21 protein-coding genes are annotated in these 25,728 nt (G+C 60.8%); 15 read left to right on the top strand and 6 right to left on the bottom strand.

All coding sequences use genetic code 11. The annotated features are described in order from the left end of the window. Positions 1 to 34: 34 nt before the first annotated feature. From ACSPX5_RS23770 to ACSPX5_RS23700, 15 genes are all read left to right on the top strand, one after another. Positions 35 to 505, top strand: a complete 471-nt coding sequence (locus ACSPX5_RS23770) for a F0F1 ATP synthase subunit B (protein WP_007954149.1) — start codon at positions 35 to 37, stop codon at positions 503 to 505. Between the two features lie 12 nt (positions 506 to 517). Continuing rightward, positions 518 to 1,054, top strand: coding sequence for a F0F1 ATP synthase subunit delta (locus ACSPX5_RS23765; protein WP_007911956.1), 537 nt, complete (start codon positions 518 to 520; stop codon positions 1,052 to 1,054). A 21-nt stretch (positions 1,055 to 1,075) separates the two neighbouring features. Continuing rightward, positions 1,076 to 2,620 carry a F0F1 ATP synthase subunit alpha gene (atpA, locus tag ACSPX5_RS23760; RefSeq protein ID WP_041073579.1) on the top strand — a complete coding sequence of 515 codons (1,545 nt, stop codon included), beginning with the start codon at positions 1,076 to 1,078 and terminating at the stop codon, positions 2,618 to 2,620. Positions 2,621 to 2,670: 50 nt separating this feature from the next. Next, the gene (atpG, locus tag ACSPX5_RS23755; protein WP_008084419.1) at positions 2,671 to 3,531 is read left to right on the top strand and encodes a F0F1 ATP synthase subunit gamma; all 861 of its coding nucleotides are present in this window, start codon (positions 2,671 to 2,673) and stop codon (positions 3,529 to 3,531) included. Positions 3,532 to 3,558: 27 nt separating this feature from the next. After that, entirely contained in the window at positions 3,559 to 4,935 is a 1,377-nt protein-coding gene (gene atpD, locus ACSPX5_RS23750) for a F0F1 ATP synthase subunit beta (protein ID WP_007954162.1), read from the top strand. A gap of 45 nt (positions 4,936 to 4,980) precedes the next feature. Further along, a complete protein-coding gene (locus ACSPX5_RS23745) occupies positions 4,981 to 5,406 on the top strand; it encodes a F0F1 ATP synthase subunit epsilon (RefSeq protein WP_007954164.1) in 426 nt (141 codons plus the stop codon). A 118-nt stretch (positions 5,407 to 5,524) separates the two neighbouring features. Then, positions 5,525 to 6,892 (top strand): bifunctional UDP-N-acetylglucosamine diphosphorylase/glucosamine-1-phosphate N-acetyltransferase GlmU, encoded by a 1,368-nt coding sequence (gene glmU / locus ACSPX5_RS23740; protein WP_169432573.1) that lies wholly within the window; start codon positions 5,525 to 5,527, stop codon positions 6,890 to 6,892. 132 nt (positions 6,893 to 7,024) lie between these two features. Next, positions 7,025 to 7,801, top strand: a complete 777-nt coding sequence (locus ACSPX5_RS23735; RefSeq protein WP_323159637.1) for a DeoR/GlpR family DNA-binding transcription regulator — start codon at positions 7,025 to 7,027, stop codon at positions 7,799 to 7,801. A 2-nt stretch (positions 7,802 to 7,803) separates the two neighbouring features. Then, the gene (gene glmS, locus ACSPX5_RS23730; RefSeq protein ID WP_439820372.1) at positions 7,804 to 9,636 is read left to right on the top strand and encodes a glutamine--fructose-6-phosphate transaminase (isomerizing); all 1,833 of its coding nucleotides are present in this window, start codon (positions 7,804 to 7,806) and stop codon (positions 9,634 to 9,636) included. Positions 9,637 to 10,040: 404 nt separating this feature from the next. After that, positions 10,041 to 11,732 carry a urocanate hydratase gene (gene hutU, locus ACSPX5_RS23725; RefSeq protein ID WP_207865348.1) on the top strand — a complete coding sequence of 564 codons (1,692 nt, stop codon included), beginning with the start codon at positions 10,041 to 10,043 and terminating at the stop codon, positions 11,730 to 11,732. Between the two features lie 2 nt (positions 11,733 to 11,734). Next, positions 11,735 to 13,267: a histidine ammonia-lyase gene (gene hutH, locus ACSPX5_RS23720; RefSeq protein WP_439820371.1), complete on the top strand. Its 1,533-nt coding sequence runs from the start codon at positions 11,735 to 11,737 to the stop codon at positions 13,265 to 13,267. A 111-nt stretch (positions 13,268 to 13,378) separates the two neighbouring features. Continuing rightward, positions 13,379 to 14,785, top strand: a complete 1,407-nt coding sequence (locus ACSPX5_RS23715; RefSeq protein WP_207865350.1) for an amino acid permease — start codon at positions 13,379 to 13,381, stop codon at positions 14,783 to 14,785. Between the two features lie 103 nt (positions 14,786 to 14,888). Continuing rightward, a complete protein-coding gene (locus ACSPX5_RS23710) occupies positions 14,889 to 15,815 on the top strand; it encodes a LysR family transcriptional regulator (protein ID WP_169432567.1) in 927 nt (308 codons plus the stop codon). 104 nt (positions 15,816 to 15,919) lie between these two features. Next, positions 15,920 to 16,546 carry a glutathione S-transferase family protein gene (locus ACSPX5_RS23705; RefSeq protein ID WP_207865352.1) on the top strand — a complete coding sequence of 209 codons (627 nt, stop codon included), beginning with the start codon at positions 15,920 to 15,922 and terminating at the stop codon, positions 16,544 to 16,546. Positions 16,547 to 16,591: 45 nt separating this feature from the next. Continuing rightward, complete coding sequence (locus ACSPX5_RS23700) at positions 16,592 to 18,622, top strand: 2Fe-2S iron-sulfur cluster-binding protein (protein WP_439820370.1); 2,031 nt, start codon at positions 16,592 to 16,594, stop codon at positions 18,620 to 18,622. A gap of 4 nt (positions 18,623 to 18,626) precedes the next feature. Here ACSPX5_RS23700 and ACSPX5_RS23695 read toward each other — a convergent pair whose 3' ends face one another. The 6 genes from ACSPX5_RS23695 to ACSPX5_RS23670 are packed head-to-tail and all read right to left on the bottom strand — an operon-like array spanning position 18,627 to position 25,726. Continuing rightward, complete coding sequence (locus tag ACSPX5_RS23695; protein ID WP_169432564.1) at positions 18,627 to 19,757, bottom strand: glycosyltransferase family 4 protein; 1,131 nt, start codon at positions 19,755 to 19,757, stop codon at positions 18,627 to 18,629. After that, the gene (locus tag ACSPX5_RS23690; protein ID WP_439820369.1) at positions 19,758 to 20,888 is read right to left on the bottom strand and encodes a glycosyltransferase family 4 protein; all 1,131 of its coding nucleotides are present in this window, start codon (positions 20,886 to 20,888) and stop codon (positions 19,758 to 19,760) included. Beyond that, positions 20,872 to 22,239, bottom strand: coding sequence for a glycosyltransferase family 4 protein (locus ACSPX5_RS23685; RefSeq protein ID WP_207865355.1), 1,368 nt, complete (start codon positions 22,237 to 22,239; stop codon positions 20,872 to 20,874). Before ACSPX5_RS23685 ends, ACSPX5_RS23690 begins: the two co-directional genes overlap by 17 nt. Beyond that, on the bottom strand, positions 22,236 to 23,486 hold the full coding sequence (locus ACSPX5_RS23680) for an ABC transporter ATP-binding protein (protein WP_207865356.1): 1,251 nt from the start codon (positions 23,484 to 23,486) through the stop codon (positions 22,236 to 22,238). Before ACSPX5_RS23680 ends, ACSPX5_RS23685 begins: the two co-directional genes overlap by 4 nt. After that, positions 23,486 to 24,283 carry an ABC transporter permease gene (locus ACSPX5_RS23675; protein ID WP_439820368.1) on the bottom strand — a complete coding sequence of 266 codons (798 nt, stop codon included), beginning with the start codon at positions 24,281 to 24,283 and terminating at the stop codon, positions 23,486 to 23,488. Before ACSPX5_RS23675 ends, ACSPX5_RS23680 begins: the two co-directional genes overlap by 1 nt. Beyond that, entirely contained in the window at positions 24,284 to 25,726 is a 1,443-nt protein-coding gene (locus tag ACSPX5_RS23670; RefSeq protein ID WP_207865357.1) for a mannose-1-phosphate guanylyltransferase/mannose-6-phosphate isomerase, read from the bottom strand. Positions 25,727 to 25,728: the final 2 nt, after the last annotated feature.

Genomic DNA, 25,728 nt, shown 5'->3' with positions numbered 1-25,728 from the left:
GATGTGATGGACAACGTAACTGCGAGGTGTTGGCGTGAACATTAATGCGACCCTGATTGGCCAGTCCGTTGCGTTCCTGATTTTTGTACTGTTCTGCATGAAGTTCGTATGGCCTCCGGTCATCGCAGCTCTGCATGAACGTCAAAAGAAGATCGCTGATGGTCTGGACGCTGCCAGCCGTGCAGCTCGCGACCTGGAGTTGGCCCAAGAGAAAGCGGGTCAGCAACTGCGCGAAGCGAAAGCTCAGGCAGCTGAAATCATCGAGCAAGCCAAGAAACGCGGTAACCAGATTGTCGAAGAGGCCGTTGAAAAGGCCCGCGTCGACGCTGACCGTGTGAAGGTTCAGGCTCAAGCCGAGATCGAACAGGAACTGAACAGTGTCAAAGACAAGCTGCGCGCCCAAGTGGGCTTGCTGGCTGTCGGCGGCGCCGAGAAGATCCTGGGTGCCACAATCGATCAAAACGCGCACGCAGAGCTGGTTAACCAACTGGCTGCTGAAATCTAAGCGAGGGCGATCATGGCAGAACTGACCACGTTGGCCCGACCTTACGCTAAGGCGGCCTTCGAGCACGCTCAGGCCCACCAGCAACTGGCCAATTGGTCAGCCATGCTCGGCCTGGCAGCAGCGGTGTCGCAAGACGACACCATGCAGCGCGTGCTCAAGGCCCCGCGACTGACGAGCGCAGAAAAGGCCGCCACGTTCATTGACGTGTGCGGCGACAAGTTTGATGCCAAGGCACAGAACTTCATCAATGTCGTTGCCGAAAACGACCGTCTCCCGCTTCTGCCGGAGATCGCCGCTCTGTTCGACCTGTACAAGGCCGAGCAAGAGAAATCGGTAGACGTTGAAGTGACCAGTGCTTTTGCATTGAACCAAGAACAGCAAGACAAACTCGCCAAGGTTCTCAGTGCACGACTCAACCGGGAAGTGCGCCTGCAAGTTGCGGAGGATGCTGCCCTTATAGGTGGTGTCGTTATCCGCGCCGGCGACCTGGTTATCGATGGCTCGATTCGCGGCAAAATCGCGAAACTTGCCGAAGCATTGAAATCTTGAGTTTGAAGGGGCAGCAGAGCAATGCAGCAACTCAATCCTTCCGAAATAAGTGAAATTATCAAGGGCCGCATCGAAAAGCTCGATGTGACCTCCCAAGCCCGTAACGAAGGCACTGTCGTCAGCGTATCTGACGGTATCGTGCGGATTCACGGTCTGGCCGACGTCATGTACGGCGAGATGATCGAGTTTCCGGGCGGCGTCTACGGTATGGCCCTCAACCTGGAGCAAGACTCCGTAGGTGCCGTTGTACTGGGCGCATACACCAGTCTGGCTGAAGGCATGAGCGCCAAGTGCACTGGCCGCATCCTCGAAGTTCCGGTTGGTAAGGAACTGCTGGGTCGCGTTGTCGACGCACTGGGTAACCCTGTTGACGGCAAAGGTCCACTGGGCAACACCGAGACCGACGCGGTCGAGAAAGTTGCTCCGGGCGTGATCTGGCGTAAGTCGGTAGACCAGCCTGTACAGACTGGCTACAAGGCTGTCGATGCCATGATCCCTGTCGGCCGTGGCCAGCGTGAGCTGATCATCGGTGACCGTCAGATCGGTAAAACCGCTCTGGCGATCGACGCGATCATCAACCAGAAAGACAGCGGCATTTTCTGCGTCTACGTGGCAATCGGTCAGAAACAATCGACCATCGCCAACGTGGTTCGCAAGCTGGAAGAAAACGGTGCACTGGCTAACACCATCATCGTTGCAGCGAGCGCTTCGGAATCTGCAGCACTGCAATTCCTGGCACCGTACTCCGGTTGCACCATGGGTGAATTCTTCCGCGACCGCGGTGAAGACGCGCTGATCGTTTATGACGATCTGTCCAAGCAAGCAGTGGCTTACCGCCAGATTTCCCTGCTGCTGCGCCGTCCACCAGGCCGTGAAGCTTACCCAGGCGACGTGTTCTATCTCCACTCCCGTCTGCTGGAGCGCGCATCCCGCGTTTCGGAAGAATACGTTGAGAAGTTCACCAACGGCGCAGTGACCGGAAAAACCGGTTCCCTGACCGCACTGCCGATCATCGAAACCCAGGCTGGCGACGTTTCCGCGTTCGTTCCGACCAACGTGATTTCCATCACCGACGGTCAGATCTTCCTGGAATCGGCCATGTTCAACTCGGGCATCCGCCCTGCAGTGAACGCCGGTGTTTCGGTATCCCGTGTGGGTGGTGCCGCTCAGACCAAGATCATCAAGAAGCTGTCCGGTGGTATCCGTACCGCTCTGGCTCAGTACCGTGAACTGGCGGCATTCGCCCAGTTCGCTTCTGACCTGGACGAAGCGACCCGCAAGCAACTTGAGCATGGTCAGCGCGTTACCGAGCTGATGAAGCAGAAGCAATACGCACCAATGTCGATCGCTGACATGGCGCTGTCGCTGTATGCCGCTGAGCGTGGGTTCCTGACTGACATTGAAATCGCCAAGATCGGCAGCTTCGAACAAGCGCTGATTGCTTTCTTCAACCGCGATCACGCCGATTTGATGGCGAAGATCAACGTTAAAGGTGACTTCAATGACGAAATCGACGCTGGCCTGAAGGCTGGTATCGAGAAGTTCAAGGCCACCCAAACCTGGTAAGCCGCAGCGGGAGCCGCAAGGCTCCCGCTTGCTAACCTGATAGGTGTTACATGGCAGGCGCAAAAGAGATTCGCAGTAAGATTGCGAGCATCAAAAGCACGCAAAAAATTACCAGCGCCATGGAAAAAGTGGCGGTCAGCAAAATGCGCAAGGCACAAATGCGCATGGCTGCTAGCCGTCCTTATGCGGAGCGTATCCGCCAGGTAATTGGGCATCTGGCCAACGCCAACCCGGAATACCGCCATCCGTTCATGATCGACCGCGCCATCAAGCGTGTCGGCTATGTCGTGGTGAGCAGTGACCGTGGTCTGTGCGGCGGCTTGAACACCAACCTGTTCAAGGCCCTGGTCAAGGACATGGCGGTAAACCGCGAAAACGGCGTCGAGATTGATCTGTGTGTCGTTGGTAGCAAGGGTGCGGCCTTTTTCCGCAACTTCGGCGGTAACGTCGTTGCAGCTATCAGCCACCTGGGTGAAGAGCCGTCGATTAATGATCTGATCGGCAGCGTCAAGGTGATGCTGGATGCCTATCTGGACGGCCGTATTGACCGCCTGTCCGTGGTATCCAACAAGTTCATCAACACCATGACGCAACAGCCTACCGTGGAGCAGTTGATTCCACTGGTAGCGACCCCGGATCAGGATCTCAAGCACCACTGGGACTACCTCTACGAACCAGACGCCAAAGAGCTGCTTGACGGCTTGATGGTGCGTTACGTGGAGTCGCAGGTGTACCAGGCGGTGGTCGAGAACAACGCGGCCGAACAAGCTGCGCGGATGATCGCGATGAAGAACGCTACCGACAACGCCGGTGATTTGATCAGCGATTTGCAGCTGATCTACAACAAGGCGCGTCAGGCTGCGATCACCCAAGAGATCTCGGAAATCGTCGGCGGCGCTGCCGCGGTTTAACGGTTCAAATATTCAGAGGATCCAGCTATGAGTAGCGGACGTATCGTTCAAATCATCGGCGCCGTTATCGACGTGGAATTTCCACGCGACAGCGTACCGAGCATCTACGACGCCTTGAAGGTTCAAGGCGCCGAAACCACTCTGGAAGTTCAGCAGCAGCTGGGCGACGGCGTGGTTCGTACCATTGCGATGGGCTCCACCGAAGGCTTGAAGCGCGGTCTGGACGTCAACAACACTGGCGCAGCCATCTCCGTACCGGTCGGTAAAGCGACTCTGGGCCGGATCATGGACGTACTGGGCAACCCGATCGACGAAGCTGGCCCGATCGGCGAAGAAGAGCGCTGGGGTATCCACCGCGCCGCTCCTTCCTTCGCAGAACAAGCTGGCGGCAACGAGCTGCTGGAAACAGGCATCAAGGTTATCGACCTGGTTTGCCCGTTCGCCAAGGGCGGTAAAGTCGGTCTGTTCGGTGGTGCCGGTGTAGGCAAGACCGTAAACATGATGGAACTGATCCGTAACATCGCCATCGAGCACAGCGGTTATTCCGTGTTCGCCGGTGTGGGTGAGCGTACTCGTGAGGGTAACGACTTCTACCACGAGATGAAGGACTCCAACGTTCTCGACAAGGTAGCCCTGGTCTACGGTCAGATGAACGAGCCACCGGGAAACCGTCTGCGCGTAGCGCTGACCGGCCTGACCATGGCCGAGAAGTTCCGTGACGAAGGTAACGACGTTCTGCTGTTCGTCGACAACATCTATCGTTACACCCTGGCCGGTACCGAAGTATCCGCACTGCTGGGCCGTATGCCTTCGGCAGTAGGTTACCAGCCGACTCTGGCTGAAGAGATGGGCGTGCTGCAAGAGCGCATCACTTCGACCAAGCAAGGTTCGATTACTTCGATCCAGGCCGTATACGTACCAGCGGACGACTTGACTGACCCGTCGCCAGCGACCACGTTTGCTCACCTGGACGCTACTGTCGTTCTGTCCCGTGACATCGCTTCCCTGGGTATCTACCCGGCGGTAGACCCACTGGACTCGACTTCGCGTCAGCTGGACCCGAACGTGATCGGCAACGATCACTACGAGACCGCTCGTGGCGTTCAGTACGTGCTGCAGCGTTACAAAGAACTGAAGGACATCATCGCGATCCTGGGTATGGACGAGCTGTCGGAAGCCGACAAGCAGTTGGTAAACCGTGCTCGTAAGATCCAGCGCTTCTTGTCGCAGCCGTTCTTCGTGGCTGAAGTCTTCACCGGTGCTTCGGGTAAATACGTTTCCCTGAAAGACACCATTGCTGGCTTCAAAGGCATCCTCAACGGTGACTACGACCACCTGCCAGAACAAGCGTTCTACATGGTCGGCGGCATCGAAGAAGCGATCGAGAAAGCCAAGAAACTGTAATCCCGGCGCCCGGCAACGGGCGCTAATTTAGGTTGAGGCAATCAGATGGCTATGACAGTCCATTGCGATATCGTCAGCGCGGAAGGGGAAATCTTCTCCGGCCTGGTCGAGATGGTGATTGCGCACGGTGCTCTGGGTGATCTTGGTATCGCTCTGGGCCACGCGCCGCTGATCACGAATCTCAAGCCGGGCCCGATCCGCCTGATCAAGCAAGGCGGGGAAGCCGAGGTGTTCTACATCTCCGGTGGTTTCCTCGAGGTTCAGCCGAACATGGTCAAGGTTCTTGCCGACACTGTGCAACGTGCCGCCGACCTGGATGAAGCTCAGGCTCAAGCAGCTCTCAAGGCTGCCGAGGCCGCTCTGCATGAGAAGAGCGCAGATTTCGACTACGGAGCTGCGTCCGCACGTCTGGCCGAGGCCGCAGCCCAGCTGCGCACCGTCCAGCAGATCCGCAAGAAGTTTGGCGGTTGATCCGTCAGTCCGCTTGTTGTGCGATTGATAAAAAAGGGTAGCCTCGGCTACCCTTTTTTCTTTTCCGAATTCTACAAACCCGGTCGCAGTTGCTGACCACCCAGGATTGGTAGCAGTCATGTCTCTTGAAATCGTAATCCTCGCGGCCGGTCAAGGCACCCGCATGCGTTCGGCACTGCCGAAAGTGCTGCACCCGATTGCCGGCGATTCCATGCTCGGCCATGTTATCCACAGCGCCCGTCAACTCGATCCGCAGCGCATTCACGTGGTCATCGGTCATGGCGCCGATGTGGTGCGCGAACGTCTGGCTGCCGATGACCTCAATTTCGTGCTGCAGGACAAGCAATTGGGCACCGGCCACGCAACTGCCCAGGCCGTACCGTTCATCAAGTCCGACACCGTTCTGATTCTCTATGGTGACGTGCCGCTGATCGAAGTCGAAACCCTGCAGCGTCTGCTTGAGCATGTCGTTCCTGGCCAGATGGGATTGCTGACCGTCGAACTGGATGACCCGACCGGTTACGGCCGCATCGTGCGCGATGCGAACGGTAAGGTTGCGGCAATCGTCGAGCACAAGGATGCCACTGAAGCCCAACGCGCGATCACAGAAGGCAATACCGGGATTCTCGCGGTACCTGCCAGCCATCTGGCGGACTGGATGGGACGCCTGTCGAACAACAACGCCCAGGGCGAGTATTACCTGACCGACGTGATTGAAATGGCGGTGGGCGACGGCCTGGTGGTCGCGACCGAGCAGCCCCACGATCCGATGGAGGTGCAGGGCGCCAATGATCGCAGGCAACTGTCCGAACTGGAGCGCCACTATCAGTTGCGCGCTGGCCGTCGGCTGATGGCTCAGGGGGTAACCCTGCGTGACCCGGCCCGCTTTGATGTGCGTGGTGAAGTGACCGTCGGTCGCGATGTGTTGATCGACATCAACGTCATTCTCGAAGGCAAAGTCGTCATCGAAGACGACGTGGTGATCGGCCCGAACTGTGTGATCAAGGACAGCACCTTGCGCAAAGGCGTTGTCATCAAGGCCAACAGCCATATCGAAGGTGCGGTGCTGGGTGAAAACAGCGACGCCGGCCCGTTTGCCCGTCTGCGTCCGGGCACTGTGCTCGAGGCCCGTGCCCATGTGGGTAACTTCGTCGAGCTGAAAAACGCCCGTATGGGCGAAGGCGCGAAAGCCGGGCACCTGACTTATCTGGGCGATGCCGAGATCGGTGCCCGTACCAACATCGGCGCTGGCACCATCACCTGTAATTACGATGGCGCCAACAAGTGGAAAACCGTGTTGGGCGAAGATGTGTTCATCGGTTCCAACAATTCGCTGGTGGCGCCTGTGGATATCTCTGCCGGTGCGACCACGGCGGCCGGTTCGACCATCACCCAGAATGTGGATAACGCTCAATTGGCGGTCGCTCGTGCAAGACAGAAGAACATCGATGGCTGGAAGCGGCCGGAGAAGATCAAGAAGAGCTGAGTTATCCACAGTGGTTCAAGGCAAAGGATCGCTGCCCTCGGGCAGCGATTTTTTTTCGTCATCGGCTTGACGGTTCTGCTTCGATAGGTTTTGATTGCTTTCATTATCTTTCGAATCGAAACTTAGCTCGCCATGTCGAAACGCAATACACCCCAACGTCGCCACAATATTCTGGCCTTGCTCAATGAGCAGGGCGAAGTCAGTGTCGACGAGCTCGCCAAGCGTTTCGAAACCTCGGAGGTTACGATTCGCAAGGATCTGGCCGCACTGGAAAGCCACGGTCTGTTGCTGCGTCGGTATGGCGGGGCGATCACCATGCCTCAGGAACTGGTGGCAGACGTCAGTCAGAACGTTTCCAAATACAAGCAGGCGATTGCCCGTGCTGCGGTCACACGCATTCGCGAACACGCCCGCATCATCATCGACAGTGGCAGCACCACCGCTGCCATGATTCCGGAGCTCGGCCAGCAGCCGGGCCTGGTGGTGATGACCAATTCCCTGCATGTCGCCAATGCCCTGAGCGAACTCGAGCATGAACCGGTCCTGCTGATGACCGGCGGCACCTGGGATCCCCATTCGGAATCCTTTCAGGGCCAGGTCGCCGAGCAGGTACTACGCTCTTACGACTTCGATCAATTGTTCATCGGTGCCGACGGCATCGATCTGGTGCGTGGCACCACGACCTTCAATGAGTTGCTCGGCCTGAGCCGGGTGATGGCGGAAGTGGCGCGGGAAGTGGTCGTGATGGTCGAGGCCGACAAGATCGGCCGCAAGATTCCAAACCTGGAGCTGCCGTGGAGCAGTGTCCATACCCTAATCACCGATGATCGCCTGCCGCCGGAGGCACGGGATCAGATTCAGGCTCGCGGTATCAATTTGATTTGCGCGACGGTCAGTCAGGAGAAATAAGCATGTGTGGAATTGTCGGCGCGGTAGCTGAACGTAATATCACCGCCATCCTGGTCGAAGGCCTCAAGCGCCTCGAATACCGCGGTTATGACAGTGCCGGTGTGGCGGTGTACACCAATGACGGCATGCTGGAACGCACCCGTCGTGTGGGCAAGGTCAGCGAACTGGATGCTGCCCTGGCTGAACATCCGCTGGTGGGTCGTCTCGGCATCGCCCACACCCGCTGGGCTACTCATGGCGCGCCAAGCGAACGCAATGCTCACCCGCATTTCTCGGATAAGGTCGCGGTGGTGCACAACGGCATCATCGAAAACCATGAAGCGCTGCGCGAGCAACTCAAGGCGCAGGGTTACGTGTTCTCCTCCGACACCGACACCGAAGTCATCGCCCACCTGCTGACCGAAAAGCTCAAGGTGCTGCCGGACCTGACCGATGCCCTGAAGGCAACCGTCAAGGAACTGCATGGCGCCTACGGTCTGGCGGTCATTCACGCGCTGCAACCGGATCGTCTGGTCGCGGCTCGCAGCGGCAGCCCGCTGGTGATCGGTCTGGGCCTGGGCGAAAACTTCCTCGCGTCCGACCAACTGGCTCTGCGTCAGGTCACCGACCGTTTCATGTACCTGGAAGAGGGCGATATCGCCGAAATCCAGCGTGACAAGGTGCAGATCTGGGACGTGACCGGCAAAGCCGTCGAGCGCCAGACCGTGCAGTACACCGACGGTGCCGAAGCCGCCGACAAAGGTGAGTTCCGCCACTACATGCTCAAGGAAATCCATGAGCAGCCATCCGTGGTGCAACGCACGCTGGAAGGTCGATTGAGCTCGGATCAGGTGCTGGTGCAGGCGTTCGGCCCGCAGGCCGCCGAACTGTTCGCCAAAGTGCGCAATGTGCAAATTGTGGCGTGCGGCACCAGCTATCACGCCGGGATGGTTGCCCGTTACTGGCTCGAAGAGCTGGCGGGGATTCCGTGCCAGGTCGAAGTCGCCAGTGAGTTCCGCTACCGCAAGGTGGTGGTGCAGCCGGACACTCTGTTCGTCACCATTTCCCAGTCCGGCGAAACCGCCGACACCTTGGCCGCCCTGCGCAACGCCAAGGAACTGGGTTTCCTGGGCAGCCTGGCGATCTGCAACGTCGGCATCAGTTCGCTGGTGCGCGAATCCGACCTGACCCTGCTGACCCAGGCCGGTCGTGAAATCGGCGTGGCTTCGACCAAAGCGTTCACCACACAATTGGTGGGCCTGTTGCTGTTGACCCTGTCCCTTGGCCAGGTGCGCGGCACTCTGGAAAAAGGCGTTGAAGCCCGACTGGTTGAAGAACTGCGTCGCCTGCCGACTCGCCTGGGCGAAGCGCTGGCCATGGACAGCACGGTGGAAAAAATCGCCGAACTGTTCGCCGACAAAAACCACACCCTGTTCCTCGGGCGTGGTGCGCAGTATCCAGTCGCGATGGAAGGGGCTTTGAAACTCAAGGAAATCTCTTATATCCACGCCGAAGCTTACCCTGCCGGCGAACTGAAGCATGGCCCGCTGGCGCTTGTGGATAACGACATGCCGGTGGTCACCGTGGCGCCGAACAACGAACTGCTCGAGAAGCTCAAGTCCAACCTGCAGGAAGTTCGTGCCCGTGGCGGCGAACTGATCGTGTTCGCTGACGAGAAGGCGGGGATGACCAACGGCGAAGGCACCCACGTGGTGCAGATGCCGCACATCCACGACATTCTGTCGCCGATCCTCTACACCATCCCGCTGCAACTGCTGTCGTACTACGTCGCGGTGCTCAAAGGCACAGACGTGGACCAGCCGCGTAACCTGGCGAAGTCGGTGACGGTGGAATAAGTTATCCACACGCCGCACCAGACGACCACAGCCCGGAGACTCATCGGGGTCTCCAGGCTTTGGCATGTTTCCCACCTTTTGTTACCGAACACCCCAGCGCGGTGCAATGCCACGCTCCTGAAACAGTCTCTCTGATTTCAAAAAAGCGCCCTTCGAAAAAAATTCAATCACTCGACGCCCCGTGAATCCGGCCCCCAAGCGGTATCCGCAGGTTTTGCTGGATGGCTTCTCGACAAGTTGGCCGTTCAATTGCATATGCTTGTATGTACAAGTAAAGACGTATGCATACGAGTTGAAACAAACTTCGCATCATGTCCACTGATTCGCTTGTCGCGCCAAGGGGCGCACAAGCCGCTTGCCCATCGCCAGGGTTGGTTTGAATTGATCGCTGAGGAGTCTTTTTCGTGACTGACAATAAGCCTACAAAATTCCGCAATGTTGAGATCCGTGCATCGCGCGGCAATAAGCTGACCGCCAAGAGCTGGCTGACCGAAGCGCCGCTGCGCATGCTGATGAACAACCTCGACCCGGAAGTGGCCGAGAACCCGAAAGAGCTGGTGGTTTACGGTGGCATCGGCCGCGCCGCGCGCAACTGGGAGTGCTACGACAAGATCGTCGAGAGCCTGACCAATCTGAACGACGACGAAACCCTGCTGGTGCAGTCCGGCAAACCGGTCGGCGTGTTCAAGACCCACAGCAATGCGCCGCGCGTGCTGATCGCCAACTCCAACCTGGTACCGCACTGGGCGACCTGGGAACACTTCAACGAACTCGACGCGAAAGGTTTGGCGATGTACGGCCAGATGACCGCCGGCAGCTGGATCTACATCGGCAGCCAGGGCATCGTCCAGGGCACTTACGAAACTTTCGTTGAGGCCGGTCGCCAACATTACGATTCCAACCTGAAGGGCCGCTGGGTCCTGACCGCGGGCCTCGGCGGCATGGGCGGCGCCCAGCCGCTCGCTGCCACATTGGCCGGTGCCTGCTCGCTGAACATCGAATGCCAGCAGGTGAGCATCGATTTCCGCCTGAAAAGCCGTTACGTCGACGAACAGGCCAAAGACCTCGACGACGCCCTGGCGCGCATTGAAAAGTACACAAAAGAAGGCAAGGCGATCTCCATCGCGCTGCTCGGCAACGCCGCCGAAATCCTTCCGGAGCTGGTCCGTCGCGGCGTGCGCCCGGACATGGTCACCGACCAGACCAGCGCCCACGACCCGCTCAATGGCTACCTGCCGGCCGGCTGGACCTGGGACGAATACCGCGCCCGCGCCAAGACCGAACCGGCGGCGGTGATCAAGGCTGCCAAGCAGTCGATGGCGGTGCACGTCAAAGCCATGCTGGACTTCCAGAAGCAAGGCATTCCGACCTTCGACTACGGCAACAACATCCGTCAGATGGCTCAGGAAGAGGGCGTGGAAAACGCCTTCGACTTCCCGGGTTTCGTGCCGGCTTATATCCGTCCGCTGTTCTGCCGTGGCATCGGCCCGTTCCGCTGGGCGGCGCTGTCGGGTGATCCGCAGGATATCTACAAGACCGACGCCAAAGTCAAAGAACTGATCCCGGACGACGCGCACCTGCACAACTGGCTGGACATGGCCCGCGAGCGCATCAGCTTCCAGGGTCTGCCGGCGCGGATCTGCTGGGTCGGCCTGGGCCAGCGCGCCAAACTCGGTCTGGCGTTCAACGAAATGGTCCGTCGCGGCGAGCTGTCGGCACCGATCGTGATCGGTCGCGACCACCTCGACTCCGGCTCGGTGTCCAGCCCGAACCGCGAAACCGAATCGATGCAGGACGGCTCGGATGCGGTCTCCGACTGGCCACTGCTGAATGCTCTGTTGAACACCGCCAGCGGCGCGACCTGGGTGTCGCTGCACCACGGTGGCGGCGTCGGCATGGGCTTCTCGCAACACTCGGGCATGGTGATCGTCTGCGACGGTACGGATGAAGCGGCCGAGCGTATCGCTCGCGTGCTGCACAACGATCCGGGTACCGGTGTGATGCGTCACGCTGACGCCGGTTACCAGATCGCCATCGACTGCGCCAAGGAGCAGGGGCTGAACCTGCCGATGATTACTTCGGTTAAAGGAGCCTGAACATGACTGCACTGAACCTGATCCCCGGCCAACTGAGCCTGTCCCAACTGCGTGACGTCTATCAGCACCCGGTCAAGCTGACCCTCGACAACAGCGCCAGCGCCCAGATCGAAGCCAGCGTCGCCTGTGTCGAGCAGATCCTCGCCGAGAACCGCACCGCCTACGGCATCAACACCGGTTTCGGCCTGCTGGCCTCGACCCGCATCGCCAGCGAAGACCTGGAAAACCTGCAGCGTTCGCTGGTGTTGTCCCATGCCGCCGGCGTCGGCCAGCCGATCAGCGATGAGCTGGTGCGCCTGATCATGGTGCTCAAGGTCAACAGCCTCAGCCGTGGTTTCTCCGGCATCCGGCGTGTGGTGATCGACGCGCTGATTGCGCTGATCAACGCCGAGGTCTATCCGCACATTCCGTTGAAGGGGTCGGTTGGTGCGTCCGGCGACCTCGCGCCATTGGCGCACATGTCGCTGGTGCTGCTGGGTGAGGGCAAGGCGCGCTACAAGGGCGAGTGGATGGAAGCCACCGAGGCGCTGAAAGTCGCCGGTCTGGCCCCGCTGACGCTGGCGGCGAAAGAAGGTCTGGCGCTGCTCAACGGTACGCAGGTTTCCACTGCATTCGCGTTGCGCGGTCTGTTCGAAGGTGAAGACCTGTTCGCCGGCGCGCTGGCGCTGGGCGGTCTGACGGTGGAAGCGGTGCTCGGTTCGCGCTCGCCGTTCGATGCACGCATCCACGCCGCCCGTGGTCAGAAAGGCCAGATCGACGCCGCTGCTGCTTACCGCGATCTGCTGGGCGAGCGCAGCGAAGTCTCCGACTCGCACCAGAACTGCGAAAAGGTCCAGGACCCGTACTCGCTGCGTTGCCAGCCGCAAGTCATGGGCGCGTGCCTGACCCAGTTCCGTCAGGCCGCCGAGGTGCTGGTCATCGAGGCCAACGCCGTGTCCGACAACCCGTTGGTGTTCGCGGCCGAAGGCGACGTGATTTCCGGCGGCAACTTCCACGCCGAGCCGGTGGCCATGGCCGCTGACAACATGGCGCTGGCCATCGCCGAAATCGGCTCCCTCAGCGAGCGCCGTATCTCGTTGATGATGGACAAGCACATGTCGCAACTGCCGCCGTTCCTGGTGGCCAATGGCGGGGTGAACTCCGGTTTCATGATCGCCCAGGTGACCGCTGCGGCGCTGGCCAGCGAGAACAAGGCACTGGCCCATCCGCATTCGGTGGACAGCCTGCCGACCTCCGCCAACCAGGAAGATCACGTGTCGATGGCCCCGGCTGCCGGCAAGCGTCTGTGGGAAATGGCCGAAAACACTCGCGGCATTCTCGCGGTGGAATGGCTGGCGGCGGTGCAGGGGCTGGACCTGCGCAACGGCCTGAAGACCTCGGCGAAACTGGAACAGGCCCGTGGGATTCTGCGTCGCGAAGTGCCGTTCTACGAGAAGGATCGCTTCTTTGCGCCGGACATCAATGCGGCGACCGAACTGCTGGCTTCGCGGTGTCTGAACGAACTGGTTCCAGACAAGCTTTTGCCTAGCCTGTAAGGGCCTCTTCGCGGGCAAGCCCGGTCCCACAGTTGGAATGTCTACCACTGTGGGAGCGGGCCTGCCCGCGAATCGATTTTTGCGTCGAATAACAATAAATAAGGACGAAAAATGCAGCAGCCAGCAAAAGGTTTGAAACGCGGGCTCTCGGCCCGACACATTCGCTTCATGGCCCTGGGGTCGGCGATCGGTACCGGGTTGTTCTACGGTTCTGCCTCGGCCATCCAGATGGCCGGTCCAGCGGTTCTGCTCGCTTACCTGATCGGTGGCGCGGCGGTGTTCATGGTCATGCGCGCCCTGGGCGAGATGGCGGTGCACAACCCGGTCGCCGGCTCGTTCGGGCATTACGCGAGCACCTACCTCGGCCCCATGGCGGGCTTCATTCTCGGTTGGACCTACGCGTTCGAAATGGTCATCGTCGGCATGGCCGATGTGACCGCGTTCGGCATTTACATGGGCTTCTGGTTTCCGGAAGTCTCGCGCTGGATCTGGGTGCTGGGCATCGTTTCGGTCGTTGGCGGCCTGAACCTGTGCAACGTCAAAGTCTTCGGTGAAATGGAGTTCTGGCTGTCGTTGCTCAAGGTGGCGGCCATCGTTGCGATGATCCTCGGCGGCTTCGGCATCATGCTGTTCGGCATCAGCACCGCCCCCGGTCAGGCCACCGATATCAGCAACTTGTGGACCCAGGGCGGCTTCATGCCCAACGGCGTGGGCGGCCTGATCGCCTCGTTTGCCGTGGTGATGTTTGCCTTCGGCGGCATCGAGATCATCGGCGTGACCGCCGGTGAAGCCAAGGATCCGCACCGTGTATTGCCCAAGGCGATCAACGCCGTGCCGATGCGCATCCTGCTGTTCTACGTGCTGACAATGCTGGTGCTGATGTCGATTTTTCCTTGGCAGCAGATTGGCAGCCAGGGCAGCCCGTTTGTGCAGATTTTCGACCATCTGGGCATCAGCTCGGCGGCCACCATTCTGAACATCGTGGTGATCTCGGCGGCGGTGTCGGCCATCAACAGCGACATCTTCGGTGCGGGCCGCATGATGTACGGTCTGGCTCAGCAAGGGCATGCACCCAAAGGTTTTGCTCAGCTATCGCGCAATGGCGTGCCGTGGCTGACGGTGATTGTGATGAGCTGCGCGCTGTTGCTGGGCGTGTTGCTGAACTACCTGATCCCGGAAAACGTATTCCTGCTGATCGCTTCCATCGCAACCTTCGCCACGGTGTGGGTGTGGCTGATGATTCTGTTTACCCAAGTGGCCATGCGTCGTTCCATGACGGCCGAGCAGGTGGCGCAATTGAAATTCCCGGTGCCGTTCTGGCCGTACGCACCCATGGCGGCGATTGCCTTCATGTTGTTCGTGTTCGGCGTGCTGGGTTACTTCCCGGACACTCAGGCGGCATTGATTGTCGGCGTGGTCTGGATCGGGTTGCTGGTGCTGGCGTATCTGACGTGGGTCAAGCCGGCGGCCGGGCAGGCTGCGCGAGTGACCCGCGATCAGCCGGTTTCTCAGCCTTGATCTGATCGCATGGCCACGTTGGGCTGCTCCAGCAGGTGATGCCCGTTGAGGATCGGGTACTGCCTATAATGCGAGGCGGTTTTTCATCCACTTCGGGGACACCATGGATCGCTTCCAGGAAATGCAGGTCTTCGCGGCCGTTGCTCAGGAACAGGGCTTTTCCGCTGCCGCGCGGCGCTTGGGTCTTTCCGCGGCCAGCGTCACCCGGGCGGTGGCGGCGCTGGAGCAGCGGATCGGTACGCAATTGCTGATTCGCACCACCCGCAGCGTGCACCTGAGTGAGGCGGGTCAGCGTTACCTGGAAGACTGTCGGAGGATTCTTGCCGAGGTGCAGGAAGCCGAAGACTCCGCTGCCGGCAGCCACACCCAGCCCCGTGGGCAATTGACGGTGACGGCGCCGGTGTTGTTCGGCGAGCTGTTTGTCACACCGGTGATGGCGGGTTATCTGACGCAATACCCGGACGTTTCCATCAACGCCCTGTTGCTGGATCGTGTGGTGAGCATGGTCGAGGAAGGCGTGGATGTGGCGATCCGCATCGGTGATTTGCCGGACAGCAACCAGCATGCGATCCGGGTCGGCGAGGTGCGTCGAGTGATCTGCGGTTCGCCGGATTATTTCGTCGCGCATGGGCGGCCAACCCATCCCCAGGCGCTGGCCGGTGCGCCAGTGGTGGCGACCTCGGCCATCGGTCAACTGCGCAACTGGCCGTTTCTGGAGGGCGGTGAACCCTTGAGCGTCAGGCCTGAGCCGCGACTGGTGGTCACCGGCAATCAGGCGGCTATCACCGCCGCTTGTTTGGGGCTTGGGTTGACTCGGGTGCTGTCTTATCAGGTGGCCGGCAAGATCGCCTCGGGTGAGCTGGAAATCGTCCTCGCCGAGTACGAGTTGCCGCCGCTGCCCATCCATGTGGTGTATCAGGGCGGGCGCAAGGCGCCGACCCGGGTGCGCAGTTTTGTCGATTACACCGTGAGCGCCTTGCGCGAGCATCCAGCCCTGAAAAACGCGGCGTTATTTCATCCAGAGAAATAATGGATTGCATTTGCTGGTTATTCTGTTGTTTTCGCGATAGGTGGAAGATGGCTGCCACGGTTGTCGCCCATTTCGGGCGACGCAAACGTCCAGCGGAGTCGACCATGCAAGCGATCAAACTCTACAACTTCCCGCGTTCCGGCCACGCCCACCGGGTCGAGCTGATGCTGTCCCTGTTGCAACTGCCGACCGAGCTGATCTTCGTTGATCTGGCCAAGGGCGAGCACAAACAACCGCAATACCTGGCGATCAACAGCTTCGGGCAAGTGCCGGCCATTGATGACAATGGCGTGGTGCTGGCCGATTCCAATGCGATTCTGGTGTATCTGGCGCAGAAGTACGGCAACGGTCGTTGGCTGCCGAGCGACCCGGTCGGCGCAGCGCGTGTCCAGCGCTGGCTGTCGGCGGCAGCCGGGCCGATTGCCTTTGGCCCGGCTGCGGCGCGGCTTATCACGGTGTTCGGGGCGAAGTTCAACGCCGAGGAAGTCATCACCCGTGCGCACAACTTGCTCAAGGTGATGGATGTGGAACTGGGCAAAACCCCGTACCTGGTGGGCAACGAGCCGACCATCGCCGACATCTCGGCCTACAGCTACATCGCCCATGCACCGGAAGGCAATGTGTCGCTGGACGACTACGCCAATGTGCGCGCCTGGCTGGCGCGGATCGAAGCGCTGCCCGGTTTTGTCGGCATGCCGCGCACCGTCGCCGGCCTGCAAACCACTGCCTGACATTGATCACCCACACTGCGCCGACGGTGCAGGGGAGAGTCCGAGATGGAACGTTCACCGTGGCACGCTGGCGAGCAACAATTGCAGGCCCATGTCGGCGTTGCCGAACGCATGGAGGAGTTCGGTCGTAAGGTGATTCGCACCTGGATGCCGGATCAGCACCGTCAGTTCTATCAGCAATTGCCCTTCATGCTGTACGGCGCCGTCGATGCCGAGGGGCGTCCATGGGCCAGTGTGCTGGAGGGCGAACCGGGATTCGCCCACTCTCCCGAGCCGACGCAAATGCAGTTCGCCAGCCTGCCGGCTGCCGATGATCCGGCGCAGTTGCAGGCCGGTGCCGCGATCGGCCTGCTTGGCATCGAGCTGCATACTCGCCGGCGCAATCGGCTCAATGGCCATATCGGCAGCCTCGGGGCGGACGGTTTTACGCTGACGGTGGATCAGTCGTTTGGCAACTGCCCGCAGTACATTCAGTTGCGCCAGTTTCAGCGGGTGCCACTGACGGATCCGCAGACCCGCAAGGCCGAACATCGTGACAGCCTCGATGACGCCGCCATTGCGTTGATCGAAAGCGCCGACACTTTCTTTGTCGCCAGTTACGTTGATGTCGACGGTGAGCGTTCAGTCGATGTTTCCCACCGTGGCGGTCAGCCCGGTTTTGTGCGGGTTGAGGGCAATCGACTGACGATCCCGGATTTTGCCGGCAATCTGCACTTCAATACCCTCGGCAATCTGCTCCTCAATCCCTTGGCCGGGTTGCTGTTTATCGACTTTTCCACAGGCGATGTGTTGCAGCTCAGCGGCCGCACCGAGGTGATTCTCGAAGGGCCACAGATCGAGGCTTTCCAAGGCGCCGAAAGGTTGTGGACATTCGAAGTTGAGAAACTGGTTCGGCGTCCGGCAGCGCTGGCTCTTCGCTGGCGCTTCGACGGTATGTCACCCACCAGCCTGCTGACCGGTAACTGGGCCCAGGCCGATGCACGGTTGCAGGCCAAGGCATTGGGGGACAGCTGGCGACCATTGCGGGTGGCCAGGATTGAAATGGAAAGCCGTCATATACGGTCGATTTATCTGGAGCCGGACGACGGAGCGGGGCTGCCGGTGTTTCTCGCCGGGCAGCATCTGCCGCTACGGTTCAACCTCGATGGCGAGATGCACATCCGTACCTACAGCCTGTCCGGCGCGCCGTCGGACGATTTTTTCCGAATCAGCGTCAAACGCGAAGGACGTGTGTCGACGCACCTGCATGAGCAGATTCGCGTAGGCGATGTGCTGGAGGCGCGCTTGCCTCAAGGGCATTTCACGGTCGCGGCGCTGGAACGCCGTCCACTGGTGTTGTTGGCGGCCGGAGTCGGCATCACGCCGTTGCTGTCGATGCTGCGTGAGGTGGTCTATCAAGGCCTGCGTACCCGGCGGATTCGTCCGACCCTGTTTGTTCAGAGTTCCCGCAGCCTCGCCGACCAGCCGTTTCGCGCAGAGGTGGATCGGTTGCTGGAGGACGCCGGTGACGCCGTGAAGGTGTTGCGAGTGCTCAGCCAGCCAGAGGACGATCTGGTGCAAGGCGAGGATTTCGATATTCGTGGCCGTATCGATGGCGATCTATTGCGCAATCTGCTGACCGACGAGGACTTTGATCAGGTCGACTTTGTGCTCTGTGGCCCCGGCGGTTTTACCCAGGGGATCTACGACACTTTGCGTGAACTGGATGTGCGCGACGACAAGATCCACGCCGAAACCTTCGGCCCCTCGACCCTCAAGCGCCAACCCGATCCGGATGCGATCGTGATCGAGCAACTGCCTGCCGCGACCACTTCGGTGCCGGTGGTGTTCGAGCGTTCGGCCAAGGAAGCGCGCTGGCAGCCCGACGGCGGCAGTCTGCTGGAACTGGCGGAAAGCCGTGGACTGCGTCCGGAATTCAGTTGCCGCGGTGGATCCTGCGGCACCTGCAAGACGCGGCTGATCAGCGGCGCAGTGAATTATCCACAGCCCCCGGCCGACGTGCCGGAGGAAGGGCAGGTGCTGATCTGCTGTGCGGTGCCGGCGCAAAGTACCCAGCCGCTGGTGCTGGATCTGTAAAGGATCAGGCGTAGGACAGCGCCTTTTCCTCCAGCAGTTCCTGATACAGCTCGTTCCACTTGCGGCCCATTTCGTCGGCTGTGAATAACTGCCGGTAACGGGCTTCAGCCTTGACGCCCATTTCGGCGGCGCGGGTCGGGTTTTCCCACAGGGTGCGCATCGCTTCGCGAAACGCCTGTGGATGACTCGGCGGCACCACCAGTCCGGTTTCGTTGTGGATATTGATGTAGCTGGTGCCGGTGCCGATCTCGCTGGAGATCATCGGCTTGCCGTACATAGCGCCTTCGAGCAGCGAAATACCGAAGGCTTCCGAGCGCAGGTGCGACGGGAAGACGATGGCGTAGCTCAGTTGCAGCAGGGCGACCTTGTCGTCATCGCTCACCCGTCCGAGGAAGTGAATGTTGCGCAGACCCAGCGCTGCTGCCTGAGCGTGCAGCGCCTGCTCCAACGGGCCGGCACCGACGATCACCACCGGATAGTCCACGTCTTTCAAGGCATCGAGCAGGATGTGCAGGCCCTTGTAGTAGCGCATCACCCCGACGAACAGGAAAAACTTATCCCCAAGCTGCTGGCGCCAGCGGTTCATGCGCTCGGCGTCAGGCTGTGGATAACCGGCCTTGTTCAGGCCATAGGGAATGACCCGGGTCTTGTCCTGGAACTGTTGCAATACATCACTGGTGTGCAGGTAATTCGGCGAAGCGGCAACGATCCGGTCGGCGCTGGAGAGGAAGCGGTTCATCAGCGGGCGATAAAGCTTGAGCAGGTTCTTCTGGCGGATGATGTCCGAGTGGTAGGTCACCACGCTTGGTTTGTCCATGCCGCTGGCGAAATGCACCAGATCCATGAACGGCCACGGGAAGTGATAGTTGATCACGTCGGCTTCGGCGGCCAGTTCGCGAAACTGCTTGAAGACGCTCCAGGAAAACCCGGTGGAAGCGAACTGGATGTCGAGTCTGGCCCGATGCACTTCGTGTTGGCCCAGTTGAACCACGGCCGGTTCGGGATGGGCGCTGAGGGTCAGCACCTGGCCGTCGATACCGTGCTGGGCGCCGCTCTCGCAGAGCTGGAAGATCACTTGCTCGATGCCGCCGACCGAGTCAGGCAGATACGTCTTGAAAAAATGAAGTACTCGCATTCAACCTCCCATGGCCTGGTGGTAGGCGCCGGCCGTGGCCTGCGCGCAACGCTTCCAGGAAAACAGCCGTGCCTGCTGCAATCCGGCTTCTCGGCATGCCTGCCAATGCGCTTGATCGTCGATCAGGCGGCTCAGCGCATCGCGCAAGCCGTCTGCATCGTCAGCTTCAATGTAGTTACCGGCGGCCCCTGCCACTTCCGGCATTGCCGAAGAGCGAGTGACCACCACTGGCGTGCCACTGGCCATCGCTTCCAGTACCGGCAGGCCAAAACCTTCATACAACGAGGGAAAAACCAGCGCCCGGGCGCCGGCCAGCAATTGCGCAACCTGTTCATCCGGCAAGTAGCCGAGCAGGCAGACATGACCGCTGGCCAGGGCTTCACGCAATTGCTCACTGAATTGTTCGCGCTGCCAGCCGGCCATACCGACGATCAACAGCGGGAAGCGCTGGCGCACGGCTTCGGGCAATAGCGCGTGGGCGCGCAGGGCCAGGCTCAGGTTCTTGCGCGGCTCCAGCGTGCCGACGCACAGGAAATACTCCCCCGCCTCCACGGCATGCGCCTTGAGCACGGCGTCGATGGCTTGCGGCTCGCGCGGATGAAAGCGCTCGGCGACACCCAGGGGCGCCACCACGAAGCGCTCGGCCGGCAGCCCGAAATAGCGTTGTGCTTCGTCGGCGATGGCTTGCGAGTCGGTCAGAATCACCTGTGCCTGTTGGATGCCGTCGGCCAGTCGCCGCTCGATTTCCCTGAGCCGTGCCTGCGGCTGCGTGTCCGGGAAATGCAGGTGCGTCAGATCGTGCAGGGTGATCACGGTCGGGCCGTCGAAGGCCAGCGGCCACAGGCTCGGTTCGTGATACAGGTCGATGTCGGGTGTGCGGCCCTGATCGAAGCGTTTCTGTTCCAGCCAGCGGCGTACCTGATAGGCGCCGGGGATCTTGCGCAGCATTGGGCTCAGGCGCGAGTAGCCGGGCATCGCCGCTTCCGGCAACTGCGCACTCCAGCCCCAGCCGTGAAACAGTGCCACGTCGATATCGGTATCGGTGTGCAAGGCGTTGACCAGTTCAGCAACGTAATGGCCGATCCCGGTGCGTGGTGCCTGGAGAATCCGCGCGTTAAGGGCTATGCGCATGGGACCTCGCTTGCGCCGCGGGCGCTTGCAGCACATGGCGTGCGGTGCGTTCGGCCAGTTGCTGACTGGCTTCGCGCCAGCCGATCCAATGCCACTCGGCCACGTTACGGGCGGCGGGAAACTGGCCGCTGCGCTCGAAGGTCGTCACCAGATCGGCAAGGCGTTGCGGATCGTGCAAATCGAAGTAGGCCATGAATTCGCCGCCGATCTCGCGGAACACCGCGATGTCGCTGCCCATCGCCGGCAATCCGCGCTGCATGGCTTCCACCAGCGGCAGGCCGAAGCCCTCGACGAACGACGGGAACACCAATGCGCTGGAGTGGGCATACGCGTATTCCAGGCTGGTGTCGCTCAAGTCGTTGAACATGAACAGACGCCGGTTCAGTTCGGCGTGATTGCGTACCCGGGCGAGCAGGGCATCGCACTTCCAGCCGATGCGTCCGGCGATGCACAGGCGCGCATTTGAACCGGCTGCCCAGGCGCGTTCGAAGGCATCCAGAAGATAGTCGTGGTTCTTGCGTGGTTCGATGGTGCTGACCATCAGGAACACCGGCTCTGGCGTTGTGAACACACGCTCCAGCTGCGGTTCGACGGCTGCATCGACGCTTTGCAGATCCAGCTCGGAGCCGAGGTGGAAATAGTCGAACCAGCGCTTTTCGACGTCTGCCGGACCGAGACGGCGCTGCACTTCCTCACGCACCTGATCGCGCACGGTGGCGGAAATCGCCAGATAACCGTCGGCGGTACGGGTGATCCAGTCGAACCACTCGCTGAAAACCTGCACCAGCCGCGTGTCGTAAAACTGCGGGTGGGTCAGGGGAATCAGGTCGTAGATCACCGCTACGATGCCCACGCCTTGGTGTTTCAGGCGTTCGGCATGCAGAAAGAAGTCCGAGTGCCAGGACGAATCCAGCAACACCAGCTGGTCGCCGGGCTGGTGTTCCAGTGGCTCGCAGCGTTGGGGCAACTGATAGCGGTTGACGCGTTCGATCAGCCGCAACGGGATACCGAACAGGCCGAACGAGCCCAGCCGATAGCCGACGTACAGGGCCCGTCGTGTCGTTTTGCTCCGGCAACGGCTGTCGAGGCGCTGATGCAGTTGCCAGAAGCGATGGGCCAGCCGTTCCAGGCGCTCGCCAAACGTGACGATGGCATTGAACAGGGGAGCGTTCAGTGGCGCCAGGCGCTTCACGCGGTACAGCTCGCCCTTGAGCAAGACCACCGGCACGCACTCGACACCTTCAGCGCTCGGCGGCAGTTGCTTGATGACATTGCGCACCACGCGCTGAATCCCGGAATTGACTTTCGGGTGTTTGAACACGTGGGTGCATTCGACCAGCAGGCGTTTCATGGCGCACGCTCCGCGAGGCTGTCCGCATGGCGGGTGATCGAGGTTCTGGCGCCCAGCCAGGAACAGCCGACGAAATCTTCCTGGCGGTTGTTGATCACGTGGAACACCAGGCCGTAATCACGCCATTCGAAGTTGCGGTCCAGGTGCGAATCCAGCCGCGAAAGGCTCAGGGCCACGGAGTAATTGCCCTTGCCCAGGCCCATGACGAAGGCGAAGCGATAGGTGATGCGCTCACCGGCATGCAGATCTTCCAGCGCCTTGTTCTGTCGGTGGGTGTTGATGCCGTACATGGCCTGGCCCAGACGATCCTTGATCATGAACCCCAGCACCAACCGTTCGATGTCCTGACGAATCTCGACGTCGACTTCCAGTGTTACCGGCTGACCGACTTCGGCGGCGTCGATGGAGCGCTCGTGCTCATCGAGCAGTCGCACGCTGAGGATCCCGGCCTCGCCGGTGCCGGACACGGTGCGCACCTGGCCGCCGTCGAGCAGTTCCTGGCGCACGGTCTGGCCCTCGCGTTCGGCGAGCAGGGCGTTGTAGTAATCCATGACCGCTTCGGGTTTGTCGTGCATGGCCATGTGGCCGGCCTCAAGCAGGATCGCCGAGTCGCAGATCGACTGGATCGCCGAGCGGTCGTGGGACACGATCAGCAGCGTGGTGCCGGCTTTGCGGAAGCTGCGGATACGGTCGAAGCTCTTGTGTTGAAAGTAGGCGTCGCCCACCGACAGCGCTTCGTCGACGATCAGTATGTCCGGGCGACGCGCGGTGGCGACGCTGAAGGCAAGGCGCATCTGCATGCCGCTGGAGTAGGTGCGCACCGGGTGATCGATGGCCTCGCCGATTTCCGCGAAGCGTTCGATGTCCGGCATCAGCGCTTCAATTTCTTCGACGTGCATGCCCAGCAGTTGCCCGGCCATCACCGCATTCTGCCGCCCGGTGAAGTCCGGGTGAAAACCCATGCCCAGTTCCAGCAGCGCCGCGACCCGGCCCTCGAGCTGGATCTGGCCGCAGGTGGGCTGGGTGGTGCCGGTGATCATCTTGAGCAGGGTACTTTTGCCGGCGCCGTTGACCCCGACGATGCCCACCGCTTCACCGGGGGCGATTTCGAAATTCACATCCTGCAGCACCCAGTGCTGGCGATGGCGCATCGGCGAAAACGGAATCAGCCATTCGGCCAGGCGACTCCAGCGGGTGGGGTACTGCTTGTAGGCCTTGCCCAGGCCGGTGACGCGTATGTGCCCCATCAGAGTTCATCCACCATTTCGCCGACCCGCCGGCGGAACAGGCGCAGCCCGATCAGGCACAGCAGCAGGCCGATCACGAAGATCGGCAGCAGCGAGCTCCACACCGGCCATTGACCGTAGAGAAACAGATTCTGGTAACTGCCGATCAGATTGGTCAGCGGGTTGAGTTGCAGCAGGCGCTGCACCCACTCGGGCAGGATGCTCAGCGGGTACACGATCGGCGTCAGCCAGAACCAGAATTGCAGACAGATGGCGAACAATTGCCCGACATCGCGAAAGAACACGTTGAGCACGCCGAGGATCATGCCCAGCCCGGCGCAGAACAGCACTTGCAGCGCCAGCAACGGCGCCAGTGCCAACAGGGCCATCCCCGGCCAGCGTCCGGTGATCAACAGAAAACCGAGGAACAGGCCGATGATGATCGCGAAGTTGATACCGGCATTGAGCAGTACGATCACCGGCAGGCAGAGGCGCGGGAAGCTGATTTTCTTCAGCAGATTGGCATTCTCCAGAAACATGTTCTGGCTGCGCAGGGTGATTTCCGAGAACAGGCCCCAGGTCAGCAGCCCGGCGCACAGGTAGATGCTGTAGGCCATGCCGTCGTCCACGCCGGGCAGACGGGCGCGCATGATGTGGGAAAAGATCACGGTGTAGACGATGATCATCGACAGCGGGTTGAGTACCGTCCACAGCGCGCCGAACAGCGAATTGCGGTACCGCGCTTGAAACTCCCGCTTGACGCTACCGAGGATGAAACCCCGGTAGTCGTGCAGCGAGCGGTACAGGGAAAGCAGCATTCACACCGTCCTGCCGTATTGGTCTTCGAAGCGGACGATGTCGTCCTCTCCCAGGTATTCGCCACTTTGCACTTCGATGATCACCAGGTCGATCACGCCGGGGTTCTCCAGACGGTGCTTGTGACCGGCAGCGATGAACGTCGACTCGTTCTTGGCCACCAGCGTGGTACCGGTACCGTTGTTGGTGACCTTGGCCATGCCTTCGACCACCACCCAGTGTTCATTGCGGTGATGGTGCATCTGCAACGACAGCTTGCCGCCGGGTTTGACCACGATGCGCTTGATCTTGAAGCGCGGGCCTTCCTCGAGCACGGTGTAGGTGCCCCATGGACGGCTGACCGTGCGGTGCAGGCGATAGGCTTCGTGGGACTTGTCCTTGAGCTGCTTGGCGACCCGGCGTACATCCTGAGCACGGTCGGCGTGGGCGACGAGCACGGCGTCGGCGGTGTCGATCACAATCAGGTCTTCCACACCCACCGCAGCCACCAGCCGGCCTTCGCTCTGGACGAAGTTGTTGCGGCTGTCGATGAAGATCGCTTCGCCGCTGGCGCGGTTATTGTCAGCATCCGCGGGCACCAGCGCCGCGACCGCGCCCCATGAACCGATGTCGCTCCAGTCGAAACTGGCGGGAACCACAACCACTTTTTCCGAGCGCTCCATCAGCGCGTAGTCGATGGAAATATCGGTTATCTCGGCGAACAGCGCCGCCGACAATTCCTGTTGCAGGCAGCCGACGGTTTCCACCGGTTCGCTGGCGGCCATGCAGGCGCGGGTCTGTTCCAGCAGCTCGGGGGCGTGCAGCGCCAGCTCGGCGATCAGGGTCGCGGTGGTGAAGCAGAACATTCCCGAGTTCCACAGGAAGTTACCGCTCTCCAGATAATGGGTGGCGGTCTGCAGGTCGGGTTTTTCCACGAAACGCTGCACTTTGGCCGCGCCTCTGGCATCCAGTGGCGCGCCGGTCTCGATGTAGCCGAAGCCGGTTTCCGGAGCGGTCGGCACTACGCCGAAGGTCACCAGGTAACCGTCCTTCGCCAGATTGACCGCGTGTTCGACCGCACTCTTGAGCGCCACTTCGTCGACGATCAGGTGGTCGGCGGGCATCACCACCATGATCGCTTCGTCGCCGTGCAGGGCTTGCAGTGACAGTGCTGCCGCAGCGATGGCCGGGGCCGTGTTGCGGCCGGTGGGCTCGAGCAGGAAGTGTCCGCGGTGCCGTGACAGGCGCGCGGCCTGATAGTGATCCTTGCTTTGGAAGTAGTACTCGCGGTTGGTCACCGTGACAATGTCTCCCCAGCCGTCCAGCAGACCGGCAGCGCGCCGGTAGGTCTTGCCCAGCAGCGACTGGCCGTCGGGCAGGGTCATGAACGGCTTGGGATGGCCCTCTCGGGACACCGGCCACAAACGGGTGCCGGCACCGCCGGACAGAATCACGGGGATCAGCATGG

The sequence above is a fragment of the Pseudomonas sp. HLG18 genome (assembly GCF_051903985.1).
Classification (GTDB): domain Bacteria; phylum Pseudomonadota; class Gammaproteobacteria; order Pseudomonadales; family Pseudomonadaceae; genus Aquipseudomonas; species Aquipseudomonas fluorescens_BT.
This window is presented reverse-complemented; position numbering and strand designations above follow the sequence as displayed.